18 protein-coding genes and 1 pseudogene are annotated in these 15,697 nt (G+C 69.3%); 9 read left to right on the forward strand and 10 right to left on the reverse strand.

Going from position 1 to position 15,697, the window contains the following annotated elements:
* Positions 1-185: 185 nt before the first annotated feature.
* Positions 186-896, reverse strand: a complete 711-nt coding sequence (locus ABFX50_RS32160; RefSeq protein ID WP_346151627.1) for a DUF6461 domain-containing protein — start codon at positions 894-896, stop codon at positions 186-188.
* 350 nt (positions 897-1,246) lie between these two features.
* Positions 1,247-1,948, reverse strand: coding sequence for a TetR family transcriptional regulator (locus ABFX50_RS32165; protein WP_346151629.1), 702 nt, complete (start codon positions 1,946-1,948; stop codon positions 1,247-1,249).
* Positions 1,949-2,027: 79 nt separating this feature from the next.
* Between ABFX50_RS32165 and ABFX50_RS32170 the strand changes: the two genes are divergently transcribed.
* Positions 2,028-2,915 (forward strand): alpha/beta hydrolase, encoded by an 888-nt coding sequence (locus ABFX50_RS32170; protein WP_346151631.1) that lies wholly within the window; start codon positions 2,028-2,030, stop codon positions 2,913-2,915.
* Between the two features lie 46 nt (positions 2,916-2,961).
* On the forward strand, positions 2,962-5,682 hold the full coding sequence (locus tag ABFX50_RS32175) for a LuxR C-terminal-related transcriptional regulator (protein ID WP_346151633.1): 2,721 nt from the start codon (positions 2,962-2,964) through the stop codon (positions 5,680-5,682).
* Between the two features lies 1 nt (position 5,683).
* On the opposite strand, the gene ABFX50_RS32180 is transcribed toward ABFX50_RS32175, so the two are convergent.
* From ABFX50_RS32180 to ABFX50_RS32195, 4 genes are read right to left on the reverse strand one after another with little or no spacing between them, the layout of a single operon-like run.
* A complete protein-coding gene (locus tag ABFX50_RS32180) occupies positions 5,684-6,400 on the reverse strand; it encodes a DUF1330 domain-containing protein (protein ID WP_346151635.1) in 717 nt (238 codons plus the stop codon).
* A 55-nt stretch (positions 6,401-6,455) separates the two neighbouring features.
* Positions 6,456-6,755: a hypothetical protein gene (locus ABFX50_RS32185; RefSeq protein WP_346151637.1), complete on the reverse strand. Its 300-nt coding sequence runs from the start codon at positions 6,753-6,755 to the stop codon at positions 6,456-6,458.
* Positions 6,756-6,787: 32 nt separating this feature from the next.
* Positions 6,788-7,246 carry a hypothetical protein gene (locus ABFX50_RS32190; protein ID WP_346151638.1) on the reverse strand — a complete coding sequence of 153 codons (459 nt, stop codon included), beginning with the start codon at positions 7,244-7,246 and terminating at the stop codon, positions 6,788-6,790.
* A complete protein-coding gene (locus ABFX50_RS32195; RefSeq protein WP_346151639.1) occupies positions 7,201-7,695 on the reverse strand; it encodes a hypothetical protein in 495 nt (164 codons plus the stop codon). Before ABFX50_RS32195 ends, ABFX50_RS32190 begins: the two co-directional genes overlap by 46 nt.
* A gap of 121 nt (positions 7,696-7,816) precedes the next feature.
* Here ABFX50_RS32195 and ABFX50_RS32200 point away from each other — a divergent pair, with 121 nt between their 5' ends.
* Entirely contained in the window at positions 7,817-8,416 is a 600-nt protein-coding gene (locus ABFX50_RS32200; protein WP_346151641.1) for an HXXEE domain-containing protein, read from the forward strand.
* A gap of 90 nt (positions 8,417-8,506) precedes the next feature.
* On the opposite strand, the gene ABFX50_RS32205 is transcribed toward ABFX50_RS32200, so the two are convergent.
* Positions 8,507-8,629, reverse strand: a complete 123-nt coding sequence (locus ABFX50_RS32205; RefSeq protein WP_346151643.1) for a hypothetical protein — start codon at positions 8,627-8,629, stop codon at positions 8,507-8,509.
* A gap of 58 nt (positions 8,630-8,687) precedes the next feature.
* Here ABFX50_RS32205 and ABFX50_RS32210 point away from each other — a divergent pair, with 58 nt between their 5' ends.
* The 6 genes and pseudogenes from ABFX50_RS32210 (at position 8,688) to ABFX50_RS32235 (ending at position 12,802) form a co-directional block, all read left to right on the forward strand.
* Positions 8,688-9,152, forward strand: coding sequence for an SAM-dependent methyltransferase (locus ABFX50_RS32210; RefSeq protein ID WP_346151645.1), 465 nt, complete (start codon positions 8,688-8,690; stop codon positions 9,150-9,152).
* Between the two features lie 16 nt (positions 9,153-9,168).
* A complete protein-coding gene (locus tag ABFX50_RS32215) occupies positions 9,169-9,987 on the forward strand; it encodes an SDR family oxidoreductase (RefSeq protein ID WP_346151647.1) in 819 nt (272 codons plus the stop codon).
* Positions 9,988-10,007: 20 nt separating this feature from the next.
* Positions 10,008-10,685 carry a carboxymuconolactone decarboxylase family protein gene (locus ABFX50_RS32220; RefSeq protein WP_346151649.1) on the forward strand — a complete coding sequence of 226 codons (678 nt, stop codon included), beginning with the start codon at positions 10,008-10,010 and terminating at the stop codon, positions 10,683-10,685.
* Positions 10,686-10,733: 48 nt separating this feature from the next.
* Positions 10,734-10,907: pseudogene (locus ABFX50_RS32225) on the forward strand (HAD-IA family hydrolase); the annotation flags it as partial.
* Between the two features lie 226 nt (positions 10,908-11,133).
* Positions 11,134-12,126, forward strand: a complete 993-nt coding sequence (locus tag ABFX50_RS32230; protein WP_346151650.1) for an alpha/beta fold hydrolase — start codon at positions 11,134-11,136, stop codon at positions 12,124-12,126.
* 244 nt (positions 12,127-12,370) lie between these two features.
* Complete coding sequence (locus ABFX50_RS32235) at positions 12,371-12,802, forward strand: VOC family protein (RefSeq protein ID WP_346151652.1); 432 nt, start codon at positions 12,371-12,373, stop codon at positions 12,800-12,802.
* Between the two features lie 93 nt (positions 12,803-12,895).
* Here the strand turns inward: ABFX50_RS32235 and ABFX50_RS32240 are convergent, their stop codons facing one another.
* The 3 genes from ABFX50_RS32240 to ABFX50_RS32250 form a co-directional block, all read right to left on the reverse strand.
* On the reverse strand, positions 12,896-13,654 hold the full coding sequence (locus tag ABFX50_RS32240; RefSeq protein WP_346151654.1) for a MerR family transcriptional regulator: 759 nt from the start codon (positions 13,652-13,654) through the stop codon (positions 12,896-12,898).
* A 10-nt stretch (positions 13,655-13,664) separates the two neighbouring features.
* Positions 13,665-14,549 carry a DUF2268 domain-containing putative Zn-dependent protease gene (locus ABFX50_RS32245; RefSeq protein ID WP_346151656.1) on the reverse strand — a complete coding sequence of 295 codons (885 nt, stop codon included), beginning with the start codon at positions 14,547-14,549 and terminating at the stop codon, positions 13,665-13,667.
* Between the two features lie 110 nt (positions 14,550-14,659).
* Positions 14,660-15,559, reverse strand: coding sequence for an alpha/beta fold hydrolase (locus tag ABFX50_RS32250; RefSeq protein ID WP_346151658.1), 900 nt, complete (start codon positions 15,557-15,559; stop codon positions 14,660-14,662).
* Positions 15,560-15,697 lie beyond the last annotated feature (138 nt).

Raw genomic sequence — 15,697 nt, forward strand, 5'->3', positions numbered from 1 at the left:
GTGGCCTCGGCCGACGATTCTGCGGCACGACCCGGGTCTTGCCGCAAGCCCCCCGGTGCGCTATACGTTAGGAGTGGCAAGGAGAGGGATCTCCACCTGCGCAGGCGTGGTATCCGAGCGGTCATTCCGGCGGCCTCCAGCCCACCTGACATCCGGACGCCGAACAGCCCTCTAATCTCCTGGGATCAGGAGTTCAGGAGGCGCAGCAGCGTAGTGCGGATGTGAGGCCACTCGTCGCCTGCCGCGAGATAGACCGAACCCAGCGGATCGAGGACGTCGTCCCGGAACCGGCTGAACGCTCTGGCCAGAGCCATCGCCGCCTGCCAGCGACGCAAGCGAGGGTCGTCATGTGGAGCCACCTCGAACCGGCGCGCCTCGAACTCTTCCTGCAACTGGTTGGTGAGCGAGCCGGGACCTTCTAGTCCCGGCGGCTGGGCTGCGGCCTGGCCGGACGCCAGCAGGTCGAGGGCGGGCCGGACGCCGGGTGAGTCCAAGAGGTCATGGCGAGCGAGCACATCGGTTATGGCCTGGCGGACCGCACGCGCTCCCGCCTCATGAGCGACGGCGTGGGCGGGATACGTGAGATGACCGTCACGGATGGAGGTAGTCACCTGCTCGAGGACCGCAAGGTCCTGGTCGAGGGCGCGCGGCTGGAGCCCGGAGCGCCACTCGGGCGAGTGGATGGGCACGCTCGTGAGCAGCCGGCCATAGACGGCGTAAGACAGGTCACCGGGAGTGGTGACGCCCCAGGAGACGCTGCACACCCGGGCGCCCACGCTGAGGCGGAGCAGAACCTCCGGCAGAGAGGTCTGGTAGCCGTTGGGTTCGAGGACGACGTAGGAGGATCCAGACCGGCCGATGAACATGCCGCCGTCGAGCACGCCCTTCAGGTCCACGGGGCGTGCTGGCTCCAGGTCGGACTCCCGCAACCCCATGCGCTCCAGGAGTTCGGCGAGGGTGGGAGTGGCGGTGACGGGCTGGATGACAGTCCAGACACCGCGTGACGGGAGCCGGCTCACCTGGCAGCTCTCAGCGCGTGACGGCGGCGGGCCGCTGCGCGCTGTCCGCATGCCGCTGGTGGCGCCCAAGGCCCGGGAACGGGTGCTGCCCCTGGCCGCGGCCGGCGACGCCCTGATTGCTGACAGGAACTGCATATGGCATGGGTCACAGAGCGGTTGGAGCGCCGCACAACGATGCCCGCGACGCCGAGGCGGCGCAGCCGTCTCAAAATCAAATCTCACATTCTTTAGATTTTGAGATGGCGATAGACGGTGGCCCTGGAGACGTCGAAACGGGCGGCGATCTCCTCGCCGCTGCAGCCCTCGGCGTACAGGGCGCGCACCTGTGTGACCTGCTCGTCGGTGAGGATGGCGCGTCGTCCGCCGTTGCGTCCTCGGGGGAGCCCGCGCGCCCGGGGCGCGACCGGGGCGCCCAGCAGTGCCCGCGCCCCGTCCAGGATCGTGCTACGCAACTGATCGGCCGGTGCGTCGCGGAACAGCACCACCGGATCGGCCAGCCCGGCGACCACCTGACAGGCTCGCACCCGCTGCTCGAGCCCACAGCCTGGACCAGCCACCAGCTCGTTGGCCAGGGCGATCGCCGTGCGGAAGCGGTCGGCGATCGGCGCCTGCACCAGCAGCGTCATGTCCTTGACCAGCATGGTGAGTGTCTGGCGGTGGCGCAGGTGCACATCGACGTAGCCTTCGATCGCCCGCCACCGCACCTCCTCGGCACTGTCGCAGGACTCGGCCTCGGCCAGCACCGCCTCCAATTCGTCCAGCAGCGGAATCGTGAGCCGGCGGAGGATCTCCTCCTTGGAATCGAAGTGGTAGTAGAGCGCGGCCTTGCTGATGCCCACCTCGTCGGCGATGGCCTGCATCGAGGTGGCGCGGTAGCCGCGGGCGGCGAACAGGGCGCGCGCCGCCTCCAAGATTCGCTCGGATGTCATTCGATCTCACTTACCTGAGGTCAGTGTATTCGCTAGAGTGCTTACCGGCAGTCAGTCTATTGCTGCGGGGATGATCTGTATGCGAACCAAGGTGTCCTTCACCGCCGCCGGCGTCCGGTGCGCCGGCTACCTCTACCTGCCCACCGGTTCCGGGCCGGTGCCGTGTGTGGTGCTCTGCCACGGTTTCAGCGGGACCATGGACCGGCTCTTCGACTACGCCGAACGCTTCGCCGCCGAAGGCTTCGCGTCACTGGTGTTCGACTACCGCAGCTTCGGCGAGAGTGATGGCGAGCCCCGCCAGGTCCCCGACATCGACGGCCAGCTCGTCGATGTCCGCGCCGCCGTCGCCTTCGCCCGCGCGCACGAGCGGATCGACCCCGGCAAGGTGCTGCTGTGGGGCAACTCGCTGGGCGGCGCGCACGTCATCACCGTGGCCGCGAGCGATCCCCGGATCGCCGCCGTGGTGGCGCAGATCCCTTTCAACGGATTCCCGAAGAAGGTCGAGGGACGCTCGACGGGTGAGACGCTACGGCTGCTGGGCGCCATCGTCTGGGACGCGATCCGGGGCAAGGTGGGGCTCCGTCCGGCCTACATCCCCATGGTGGGACGGCCGGGAGAACTCGCCGTGACCGCCACCCCCGAGGCCGACCAGCACATCCAGACTCTGACCGGTGGAGGAAAGACGCTGTGGCGCAACAGCGTCGCGCCCAGAGGCCTGCTGCAGATGATGCGCTACCGGCCCGCAGAGGCCGCCGCGCGGCTGACCTGCCCGCTGCTGGTCTGCGTCGCCGCCGAGGACCGCGAAACACCCCTGGAGAACAGCCGGGTGCTGGCCGATCGTGCGCCGCAAGGCGAGCTGCGTGTCTACCCCGGCAGCCACTTCACCTTCTACACCGACCTCAGCTTCCGGGACCGCGTGGTCACCGACCAGGTCGACTTCTATCGCCGGACATTTGTGACAAGGTGAGCGTTCACCAGGGGTGACTTCGCGCACCTCCACTTTTGGGAGAACCATGCTGCACGGACGTCAGGCGGAGCAATCCGTCATTGCCGAGTTGGTGGAAGGCCGGTGCGGTGCACTGGTCGTGCGCGGTGAGGCGGGCATTGGCAAGTCGGCCCTTCTGGAGTGTTCTGCGGCTGGGGCACGGGCGCAGGTGTTACGGGTGTCCGGTGTCGAGTCCGAGGCCGACCTGCCCTTCGCCGCGCTGCATCTACTGCTGCGTCCCGTCCTCGAGCACGTCGAGGCGTTGCCGCGCCAACAGGCGGAGGCGTTGCGCGGTGCGCTCGGCCTCGGCGGTGCCACCCGGGGCGACCGTTTCCTGGTCGGGCTCGCGACGCTCAACCTGTTGGTGGAGCTGTCGGCCGCGGGCCCGGTGCTCTGCCTGGTCGACGACGCGCAGTGGTTGGACGGCGAGTCGGCCGATGCGCTGCTGTTCGCTGCACGCCGTCTGCATGCCGAGCCCGTCGCCGTCCTGTTCGCCGCGCGGGACGGCGATGTGCGGGACGGCGACTTCCCCGCCAGAGGGCTGCCCGAGTTGCGCCTGCGGGAGCTGGATGCCGAGGCGGCTGGCAACCTCCTCGCCGAGCAGGCGGCGGATCTGCCGCCTACCGTGCGCGACCAGGTGATGGCCGAGGCCGGGGGCAACCCGCTGGCACTGATCGAGCTGCCCCGGATGCTCACCCCTGAGCAGCGTAAGGGCGCCATGGCTCCGCTGACCTTCTTCGCCGGTACGGCGCAGCCGGTGACGGACCGGGTGCTGACGGGGTTCCGCGTCCGCATCTCGACGTTTCCCGCCGCCACCCGCTCCTGCCTGTTGGTGGCGGCGTTGGACCACCACGGCGGGTTGGAGGTGCTGGCGCGCGCGGTCAGCCGGCTCGGGGCCTCGCTGGTCGACTTCGCTGAAGCCGAGCGCGCGGGTCTGGTCCGGGTGGGGCCCGACGGCGTTGCCTTCCATCATCCGCTGGTGCGTACCGCGGTGCTGCTGGCCTGCGACATCGGCGACCGGATGGCCGCCCACCAGGCGCTGGCCGAGACCGCCGACGACGACCGGCGCGCCTGGCACCGGGCCGCCCTCACTCTGCAGCCCGACGAGGAAGTGGCCGGGGAACTGGAGAACCTGGCGCTGCTCGCGCTGCGCCGCGGCGGGCAGACGGCGGTCTCGGCGGCTTACGCCCGCGCGGCGGAGCTGTCACCCGACCCCGGCCGGGCCGTGCGCCGGTGGACCGCCGCAGCCCAAGCCGCGATCGAGGCGGGCCTATGGCAGCGCGCGGGCGAGCTGGTGACCAGGGCGCGACAGCGGGCCGAGACGGTCACGCTGACGGGGTCTGCCCAGGCTGAACTCGCCTACGTGCGCGCCAAGCTGGAGGTCGAGGCGGGCCGGCCGCTGGATGGAGTACGGCTGCTGCACGACGGGGCCGAGGCGACCGACGACCTGCCCAGCAAGTTGTCGCTGCTGGCCATGGCGGGCTACTACACCTGGGCCAGTGCCACCCACCCCGACCAGCTCGCCCTGGCCCGTCGTACCGAGGAACTGTGCCCGGACGGCGAGGGGCAGGTGGAGGCGGTGCGCACCGTCAACCACTCCTTCCGCCGGGTCCTGGAGGGCGACGCCACCCCCACGCTGCTGTCCGGTAGGCCAGGACGGGACGACCACATCCCCTACGAGCTGCGCTGCCTTCAGGTCTTCCAGGGGATCGTCGGCAAGGACATCGCCGGCATGCTCGACGCCCCCACCGCGCTCGTCGAGGAATGCCGGGTGGAGGGACGGCTGGGGCGCTTGCCCCAGGCCATGGTGATCCTGGCCATCGCCGAGGTGCTCGGCGGCCGGCATCCCTCCGCGCGGGCCACGGTGACCACGGGTCTGGCCCTGGCCTCCGATGTGGGCCAGCCGATGTGGCGCGGCTACCTGGCGGGCATCCACGCCTGGCTGTCGGCAGTCGCCGGGGCGCAGGAGGAGTGTGAGGCGATGGCCGAGCAGGCGATCCGTGACGCCGACCACCGTAGGTGGATGCCCGGAGCCGGTTGGGGGGAGTGTGCCCGTGCGATTCTGGACCTCGGGCTGGGCCGCTACGAAGCGATGCTTGACCGGGTGGACCGGGCGATGAGCGGTCCCACGAGCCATGCCTTCCTGTGGCGGTATTCCTGGCCCGACTACATCGAGGCCGCTGTCCGGGTGGGGAAGCCACGGCGCGCCCAGGACCTGCTCCACAGCTTGGCCGCCTCCGCAGAGGCAGCGGGCAGGACCGCACCGCTCGCCCTCCTCCAGCGGGCACGTGCGCTGCTGAGCCCCGACAGCGCGGCCGGGGCGCTGTACGAACGGGCGCTGGCCCTGCACGCCCAGGACCGGCAGCCGTTCGACGAGGCACGCACCCGCCTGGTTTACGGCGAGTGGCTGCGCCGCAACAGGCGGCGAGCTGAGGCGCGCACTCAGCTCCAGGCCGCCATGGAGGCCTTCGACCAACTGGGCGCCACTCCTTGGGCTGCTCGCGCCGCCACCGAGATGCGCGCGACCGGGCTCAGCCTGCCGGACCGCTCGCAGGCCGCAGATCCGCTGGCCGTGCTGACCTCGCAGGAGCTGCAAGTGGTACGGCTGGCTGCCACTGGCGCGTCCAACCGCGAGATCGGCGCGCGGCTGTTCCTGAGTCCCCGCACCGTCGCCTCCCACCTGTACAAGGCCTTCCCCAAGCTGGGAGTCGCCTCTCGCGCCGAGCTGGCCAGACTGGAGCTGGCATAGGTCAGACCCGACGGTAGATGATCGGCTGGGCGGCGACGCCGTTGGCCTTGAAGTTGGCCAGCACAAAAGTGCGGAACGTCGGCCGGAAGATCAGGCTGGGCAGAAAGGTGCGCCAGGTGGGCCAGCTGGCGTGGTTGACCAGCCCGTAGTCGGCGGGCTCGCCCTCCACCGGCCGCATCAGCGCGGAGTTGGGCAGCGCGGTCTTGGCCTGGAACCACCCGGCGGTGTACTCCCACACCTTCAGCAGGGTCTCGCGGTCGTCGGCGTGGAAGTAGTTGAACAGGTAGCAGTGGTCCTGGCTGTGGTCCACATCGCCGAGCCGTCCGGCGTTGTCGGCCACGATCTGGTGGGTACGGCGGGAGGCCGCGCGGAGCGTCTCGGCGAGTTCCTGGTAGGCGGCGCTCTCGCGAAGCTCCAGAGCGGCCTCCACGGACGCGGTGCGGATCAGCACGACGACGTCGAAGCGTGCCGGCCGGATACCCCGGGCGGCCAGCACCTCCCCGCCCTCGCCGGGTGGGCGCAGGACCGCGCGGAACACGTTCGCCTCGCGCGCCTCGATCCCCGCGACCAGCGCCTTGAGCCGGGCGGCTAGTCGTGTGGGAGCAGACGCGAAGGGGCCACGCCAGGAGCCGACCTCGCCGGCCAGCATGACGAAGCCGTCACCGGTTGCGGGCAGCGCCTGGGCCTTGACGGCCAGATGGTCATTGATCAGTTTCATGGCGCCGACGCTAGCCAGAGGCCCTCGGGGGTCGCCTCCGTCATCTGACTGATGTTCACCGGCCGACTACCGTGCGGATGATGATGGTCTCCTGTTCCTGAGCCTCGGCGACGGTGATGGAACACCTCCTTTGCGGCGACGAAGCGGCCTGACCGGCCTGGACGGTGCCGACCGGCGGCAGAGCGTGGCCCATGCCGGGCATGGCCGCAGCCAGCGTGACCGTTTCGGCCTTGCCCGAGGTCACCCGCACCTCGACTGGATCGGCCGGCAGCACGGTGACGGTGTAGTTCGTACCCGCCGCCTGCACGCTCTCAGGGCCGCCGCCGAGCCAGCGCGAAACGACGGCGAACAGCACCCCCGCCACAAGCAGGCAGACACCCGCATACTTCATCGATCTACCTCCATGGTGAAGGGCCTGGTCATGAGACGGCCTCCGGCGGCGTACTGGGCCCAGGCCAGGTAGCGGCCCTGCTCGGGAAATGTGAGCGTGAAGCGCAGTGCGGAGGTCCCGGCCGCCGTCCCGTGCGCATGCGCCAGGTGTGCGCCGTCCCGGCTCCTGACGATCAGATGGCCAGGCATGCCCAGCCAGGGCTGGACCGGCGCCTGCGTGTCGACCTCGATGGTCACCGGGCTTCCGGCGACGAGGACGGCCGGCGTCAGACGGGGCGTGACGGGCTGCTGGACGTAGGCGTCCGGCCGCGCCGTACCGGAGACCTCGAAGGCTCCGGTAAGCAGCTGCCCGCCCGACTCCTGCCGCTCGATCTCGGCGTAGGCCAGGTAGCGACCCGGACGCGGCAGGCTCAGCCGTACGGCCAGCACGCCCGGCGCGGTCCGCAACGGGTGCACGTGCCGGAAGACAGCCCGGCCACCAGGAAGGCGCCGTCCATCACCATCGTCCAGGGAGCGCTCTCGGGAACCACGACCCGGAACGGGATCACCGAGACCTCAGCACCGGCACGGACGCACAGCTCGTGCGGGCCGGCATGCTCGGCCCGCAACGCTGCAGGCTCCCGACCGGCGCTCACCGAACCGGTCGACCTGCTGCCGTCGGTCAGCGAGCGCAACTCCAGCTCCAGGCTCACAGGCTGCGGCGCATGCGCGCTCACCCGCAGCGGCCCCGGCACCTGCGAGGCCCCGGCGATGACGAGCGTGACCTCCCTCGCGCCGAAGGTCTGCGTCACCCGCAGATCTACTCCAGGCTCGACGACATGCGCCCGGGCCGTAGCGACCGGCCACAGCACAAGCAGGAACGCGGCAACAAGGACACCGAGCATGCAGCCCTTGATCGACTTCATGACGGAGACGTTAGGACGCCGTCCTTGCCCATCGCCTCCGTCAGGTGACTGACGTGCCCCGAGCACACGTCAGTCACCTGACGGAAGCGATGGGCAGCGCAATCTTCTTAGAGTTCCGGCCATGACCAAGCGACCTGAACCCTATTCGGCGACCGTTATGGCAATCCTGGCCGCCGCCTTCTGCACCTGGGCCCTGCTCACCCTCCCCATCCAGGGTGCCGTCATCCTCGTGGTGGCCAGCGTGCTGGGCTGGAGCGGCTGGATCGCCTTCAGCTACACCCGCCCCGTGAAGTCCAGGAAGGTGATCGCCGTCTACCTGTGCGCGGTGGGCTTCCAGCTCATCCACATGGCCGAGGAGTACACCGGCGGCTTCCCGCACGAGATCGTCGAGCTGTTCGACTCACCGCGTGACTGGCCGGAGAAGGAGTTTCTGCTCGTCTTCGTCTTCGGTTTCGGCGCTCTCTATTTCTTCGCCGGCGCCGGCGCGCTCTACCGGATCCGCGTGGCCAACTTCTTCCTGTGGTGGTACGCCCTGGGCGCCGGCCTGCTCAACGGCATCGCCCACTTCGTCTTCCCGATCCTCAAGGGCGGCTACTTCCCCGGCCTGTACACCGCCGGCGGCCACTTCATCATGAGCGGGCTGCTGATCTACTTACTCATCAAAGAGAACCGCCTGCTCAAGGCGGAGGAGCAGCAGCAGGTTCAGTCGCTGGTCAGGTAGCGCTGGATGGTCGACGCGAGCCACTCGATCACCTCCTCATCCGCCGCCAGGTCGACCGCGGGAGGAATCTCAAAATGTGGCGACACAGCGTCATCCCGGCATCTGGGAGGCCACGAGTGCCACCCTGGGCATCGCCCACTGCCCTGCAAAGGCGCCGATCGTCAGCGCTTGCGCGCCGAGGACCTCGCGCAGCCGCACGGCCCGCGACCTCATTTGTCGCCCCTGGACGTTTGATGGGCTTTTCGATGATTTCGACCCGACTGGAGGAGACATGGAACCAATCGTCGTGCAGCCGGTAGGAACGGTCGTCGGTGGACGCGTTGAGGCGTTTGACGACGACTGGAATGTCGAGAATGCGCTGATCCGTCTCGACGGAACGCGTTTCGAGCCGGAGGCGCTCGCCGGGCTGGACGCCTTCTCGCACCTGGAGGTGGTGTTTCAGTTCCACCTCGTGGACCCATCCTCGATCAACACCTCCGCCCGTCACCCCCGGGGCAACCCGGACTGGCCTAAGGTCGGCATCTTCGCTCAGCGGGGCAAGAACCGGCCGAACCTGCTGGGCGTCTCGCGCTGCCGGGTGGTTGCCGTGGACGGCCTGGACCTCCATGTCCGCGGCCTGGACGCCATCGACGGCAGCCCGGTCCTGGACATCAAGCCCTACATGGCCGAGTTCGGCCCGCAGGGCGAGACGGTGCAGCCGGAGTGGGCCACCGAGCTGATGCGCACCTACTACTGAAAGGAAGAAACCTCTCATGTCGAAGACCGTCCTGGTGACCGGCGCCTCCACCGGAATCGGGCGTGCCACCGCGCTGCTGCTGGCCCGCGAGGGCTTCACCGTCTACGCGGGGGTGCGCAAGGAGTCAGACGGCCAAGCACTCGGCCCCACTGTCACACCCATCATTCTCGACGTCACCGACGCCGGCCAGACCGCGGAGGCCGCCGAGCGCCTGGGCCATCTCGATGCCCTGGTCAACAATGCCGGGATCGGCGTCACCGGACCGCTGGAGTTCGTCCCCTTGGACGCGTTGCGCCGGCAGTACGAGGTCAATGTCTTCGGCCAGGTGGCAGTCACCCAGGCGATGCTGCCGATGTTGCGGGCCTCGCGCGGGCGCGTGGTCACAGTCGGCTCGGTGGGCAGCTGGATCACATTGCCCTTCGGCGGTCCGCTGTGCTCCTCCAAGCACGCCATCCGCTCGCTGAACGACGCGCTGCGCATGGAGGTCAAACCCTGGGGGATCCGCGCGGTACTCATCGAACCCGGCTCCATTCACACAGACGCGGTGGACAAGTTGGAAGACGAGGTCGAACCCCGCCTGGCCTCTCTCGGCCCCGAGGGCAGGCAGCTGTACGGCACTGCCTACCGCACCATGACCACCGCCGGGCTCAAGGAGGAGCGCTCGGGCTCCAGCCCCGACGTGGTCGCCCGCGCGGTGCTGCACGCCCTGACCGCGCGCAAGCCCCGCTCCCGCTATCCGGTCGGCAAGAAGTCCCGGCTGATGAGCACACTCGGCCGCATCGTCCCCCAGTACACCCTCGACCGCCTGCGCCTGCGCGCGCTCGGCCTGTCCTGAACCCCGAACGGAGCACACCGATGCCCCAGCTCGCCGGAGCCGACGCTCTCGTCGCGCTCGACCCCGTTTTCGCCCGGCTCGCCGTCGGTGCGGGCCACAACCTGTGGGGCCTGACCCACCTGACGCTGCGAGAGAAGGCCTTCGTCTGCCTGACCGCCGACCTGTGCCACCCCCACCTGGACCTGCCGTTGGCCATGCACGTGCAGATGGCCCTGGCCAATGGGGTCGAACCCGAGTCGATCCGGGAGCTCTACCGCCACCTGGCCCCCTATGTGGGCTACCCCATCCTCGTCCCGGCCTTCCAGCGTCTGGCTGAGCTCGGCCTCCCGGAAGCATCCGACACCGAGGCGGTCAAGCCGGTGCCGCTGACCGGGCCGCTGGCCCGCGCCGTACGCGACCTCGAGGACGTGGACCCGGGCCTGGCCGCCTTCACCGAGGACCAGCTCGCCCAGCGCTGGGCCCGCACCCACCTCAGTGTCCGCGAGCGGGCCATCGCCTGTCTGGTCGTGGACGTCTTCTACCAGACGTTGGGCGAATCCCTCCGCCTGCACGCCGAACTGGCCAAAGCGGCCGGAGCCACCGAGGAAACACTGCGCGATCTGCTCCGCGGCCTGGCCGAGTTCGGGCTACCCCGAGCCTGGGCCGCCGCCAAGGCCCTCCTTCCTCAGCGGGGTTCCGGGTCGGGGACCGCCACCTGAGGGTTGCAGGAGGCGAAGGCGCCTTCCTGAGAACTCCCCGGGCTGGAGTTGCCGCCCGCCGGTGCGAGTCCGAGACAAGGCACGCAGGCCGCTGGGCGTTACCGTGCAGGGCCTGATCGGCGCATCTACGAGATCGCCGCCGAGGTCACAGGTGGCGCACCGCGGCGGTGCCTGTTCGTGGATGACCGGCCGGAGAACGTGGAGGCGGCCAGGTCGCTCGGCATGACCGGCCTCCACTACCGGACGGTGGCGGATCTCGGCGCGGACCTGGCACGGCGGTGGCGGGTTGCCTGCGAGACCGCCTCGACTCCGCCGCTGATCGTCGCCATGCGCTCAGCACAATGGGCACGGGGTGTGCGTTGGATCACTCGACATGGCTGTCACGGATCGTCGCGCTGGCCCGTCCAGACGCATGGGGGACTCCCCGCGACTGAACCAAAGGATCACCATGACACGCCTGGACAACGCACCTCAGACCACCGATCCTCAGCCGGTGCACAAGCGAGGCTGGCGCCGCTGGCTGGCGGCTGCGCTAGCCCTGCTGGTGGCCGCGCTGCTGTTCGGCGCGTACGGCTGGCAGCCGGCCGAAGACGGTCGCGCTTTCCGCTCGCCGTACCTGGCCCAGGTCGGCTCACGCTACGCCGACACCCCTATCGCGCGCTTCCACTACGTCCAGGCCGGATCCGGCACGCCGGTGATCCTGCTCTCGCCCGGCGGCACCTCGGTCATCGGCTGGAAGGATCAGCTCACCGTGCTGGCTCGCGACCACACCGTGTACGTGGTCGACCTGCCAGGCCAGGGCTACACCCAGCTGAAGGACGCCGACTTCGCCTTCGACCTGGACGCGATGGTTTCTGCCGTCGGCGCGTTCATGGACCACCTCGGTGTACGGCAGGCCGCGCTGGCGGGCAACTCCTGGAGCGGCGGCTGGGCCCTGGCCTTCGCCCAGCGCCACCCTGATCGCGTCACCAAGCTCGCCCTGCTGGACGCCACTGGCCTGGACCTGCCGGGGACCTTGATGTGGGAATCCTTGAAGGTTCCCGTCATCGGAGAGCTGGCCGTCAAGCTGTCCACCGGCAAGTCCACCGTCCGGGGCCTGGCCAAGGGCATGATGGTCAACAAGGGCCGCGTTACCGAGCAGTTGCTTGACGAGTGGTGGGCGCCGATGACCTTCTACGACAACATCCGCGCCACCTACCTGCTGGAACGCCGTCTGGACTGGGCGCAGACCGAACGCGCCCTCCCCATCACCAAGACCCCGGCCCTGGTGCTGTGGGGCAAGCAGGACACCATCCAGCCTGTCGAGCGCGCCCACCGTTTCGCCGAACTGCTCCCGAACGAGCAGCTCGTGGTCTTGGACGGCTGCGGCCACGCCCCCCAGCTGGACTGCCCGGAACCGGTCAACCACCACCTCCAGACCTTCTTCGCCGACTCACAGTGACCCATTACCCACGCGTACATATGGTGAGCTGCTTGCGGAAGCCCCCAACGATGCGGGCCTTCATGCCGACGTGATCAAGGACCCCGGCAGGGGGCGGGGCGGGGGCCCCAGCCGTTGCCGGGGCAAGCCGGCTCGTGGAACAGGTCCGCGGTCCACCGACGTCACCGTCAACAGACCTGGTCGTCTCCCATCCGCCGGCACGGGTAGCACTCAGGAACGCAAAACAGAAAGGGACATTCACGCCATGCCCTCCACCGATTCCCCGATCCCGCGCTTCCACCTGGCCGTACCAGTCGACGACCTGGCCGCGGCGCGCCGCTTCTACGGTGAGGTGCTCGGTCTGGAGCAGGGCCGCAGCGCCGAGACCTGGGTGGACTGGAACCTGCACGGCCACCAGTTCGTCACCCATCTCGCCCCTGGCCGCACCCAGCGCATCCACAACCCGGTCGACGGCCACGACGTCCCCGTACCGCACTTCGGCCTCATCCTGACCATCCCGGAGTTCCACGAACTCGCCGACCGCCTTCGCGACGCGGGCACCGCGTTCGTCATCGAGCCGTACGTACGCTTCGAGGGCGAGGTCGGCGAGCAGTGGACGATGTTCCTGCTCGACCCGGCGGGCAACGCCCTGGAGTTCAAGGCGTTCGCCGACGACTCCCAGGTCTTCGCCACCTGACGACGCGCCGTCTCATGCCGCACTCCCGGGGACGCACCCATGCGCCCCCGGAAAACACCTTGGCCCCACTCGGGTTCGTGCGATGAGCACGAGCTACATCTGGGTCCGCGCGTACGTGTGCAGTGCGTCGCGGACGAACACCGCCCCCGCGGCGTCGTCGTACATGCCGGCGAAGCGAGGGTCGTCGACGTACATGTCGCCCAGGCCTATCACCATCTCGATCGAACGCTCCCGATCGCCCTCGGCCGTGGGAGTACCCGGGATCTGGCTCAGCCACTGAACGTGCCGGGCAGCCAGTGAACGAGCGTGCTCCGATGTCGGGGAAACCCCGGCCTTCGCTGCGGCGACCCATGCGGCGACGAGGTCCTCGGTGTCCTGCTTCCAGGCCAGCTGCTGGTCAAGGGTCTTGCCGTGCCACCAGTCGTTGCTCACCTGGAACGCGCGCTCGCCCCAGCGTGAGATCACCTCGTCCTTGTAGTGGTCGTTGAACCCCGCCAACATCACGTCCATCCGCGGTTCCACCCCCGCCTGCAGGGCCTCGAGCGTGTGGCGCACCGATCGGATCTGCCGTTCGAGGCGGTCCCGTTCCTCTTCCAACGCGGCGATGTGGGCGCGGAGCCCTTCGTGGGTGTCCACCTCGTCGGCCAGGACCTTGGCGATGGCCGGCAAGCCCATGCCGAGCCGGCGCATGAGCAGGATCCGCTGCAGTCGGGCGACCGCGCCCGGGTCGTAGTAGCGGTACCCGTTCGCGCCGACCCGGGACGGGGCCAGGAGCCCGACGCGGTCGTAGTGACGCAGGGTGCGACTGCTGATGCCGGCTCTCGCCGCGAGTTCCTGGATCGTCCACTCCATCCTTCCAGTGTCACCCGCGGCGCAGCGTGGCTGCGATGACCTCCGAGCTGTCGGCGTGCAGGGCCTGCGCCGCCGTCTGCCCGGTCGCCGCCAGGTAGGTGTCGACCAGCCGGTTGCCCGCGGCGTAACCGGCACCCATCGGCAATCCCACCGGGGTGACACCGAGGTGCTCGGCGCCGGGGTCGCCGTGCACCCAGGCAGTGAAGTTCTGCATGCCTGTCACGTCGAGCCCGGTGAGCACCTTGGCGAAGATCTCGTCATCGTGCAGGTGCGGCACGCCGATGCGGGCGGGGCCGAGCTCGTCGCCGTAGAGCTGGCGGGCGAAGGCGTCGGCCAGGCCCTCGCCGACGATGTGATCGCCGACCGTGACGGTCATCGGGTCCCACACCACCCCGCCCGGGCTCCACCGCAGGTTGTGGTGCAGTTCGTGCACGGCGGTGGCCTCCAGCCGCTCCACGTTCTCCGGGAAGGGCCAGAACGTGATCACGATCTGGCCGGAGATGCCGCCGAACCCGGTCACTCCCAGGCAGGGACCCATGAAGTGCTTGTCAGCCGGATCGCCGAGGACGAACAGCACGGTGATGTCCGGGGCCTCCAGCCCCGGCGTCGCCTCCAGCAGGACGGCGAGAGCGTTGTCGAGCGCGCGCTGCATCCGCTCCCAGGCCCCGGCCGCCGCCAGGGTTTCGAGCGCGTCGAGGCAACGCTCCTCGTCGCGGTCGATGGGGAACCCGGACGTCTGGAGGTGTATGGCCACCAGGTCGGCCTCGCCGGGGTAGTAGCGGTACATGTCCCGGATGGGCTCCAGCATCGAACGCAGCAGGTCAGCGCGGTCCGCTACCGGGGCCAGCAGGATCCGCTTCATGGCGGAGTAGGTGTCAAGAACAGTGATCGACATGCCTGCGATGCTAGAAGTTGACGCAGCGTCAAGGTCAAACCAGCGGCGCTCTTCGCCGAGGACCCGACAGACACGGCACCACGACCGCGATGACCGGCGATCGCCTGCGCTCAACGTGCGGCCTGCGCGGTGACGCGCTCGATGGCCTGGACGGCGACATCGGGCTGATCGACGTAGATGTAGTGCTCGCTGTTGGCGGCCGTGCTCAGGGTGCTGCCGCTGGACAGCGCGAGCCACCTGCGCTGGCCTGCGGCCCACGCCTTCTCCAGGCGCGGCCCGTACTGGGGCAGGGCCTGGAGGTACGGCTTGCCGTGCGTGATGACCTCGACCGGGATGTTCCCTGCGGAGCGGACCTTGCCATCGGGGATGACGAGCTTCTCCGGGTTCTGTCCTTGAAAGATCGCGAGATTCTGCGCGCGCAACTCGGCCGCCGGACCCTTGGCGGACTCGGGGATCGCCTTCGTGATGTCGTCCAGCATCGTGGGCGGGGTGGCGTCCATCAGGACCAGCCCCTTGACCCGGTCCTGATGGTCAGGGGCGTACCTCGCGGCGATCAGCCCGCCCAGCGAGTGCCCGGCCAGGACGACCGGGCGGTCACCGGCGACGCGATCGAGAACCCCGGTCAGGATCTTCCCCGCGCTGGAGATGTCCTGCGGGCCGTCCGGCTGGTCGCTCGCGCCCGCGCCGAGCCGGTCGTAGGAACAGACCCGGTTCTGCTCGCTCAGCGTCTTCTGGACGGCGGCCAGCTTGTCCAGCCCATCGCCCCCTCCGTGCATCAGCACGATGACCGGCTTGCCTTTCGCCGGGTCGCCGGAACAGGACACGTTCACCGAACGGCCCGCGACCTCGATCTTCTCGGTCCCGGAGATGGGGGCGGCATCGGCTGACCGCGTGGCGGAGGCGAAGGGGTCCCAGTTCTCCACCGCGTCGCCATCGCAGCCGGCGGCCCCCGCGCCGACCACGATGCAGCACAGCGCGGCCACGACGGATGTCTTGATCTTGCGGAGCATGAGGTCCTCCAGTGGGGGAGTCGACGCCGGGTGATGCACACGGCGGCGTGGCGGGAAAGCGGGCGGGGCGCCGTGGCTGCGTCGTAACGCTACGGATCGCGCGGTCCGAGATCGTCCCCGCACAGTGGACATGCGCTT

Source organism: Nonomuraea recticatena (assembly GCF_039533245.1).
Classification (GTDB): domain Bacteria; phylum Actinomycetota; class Actinomycetes; order Streptosporangiales; family Streptosporangiaceae; genus Nonomuraea; species Nonomuraea roseola.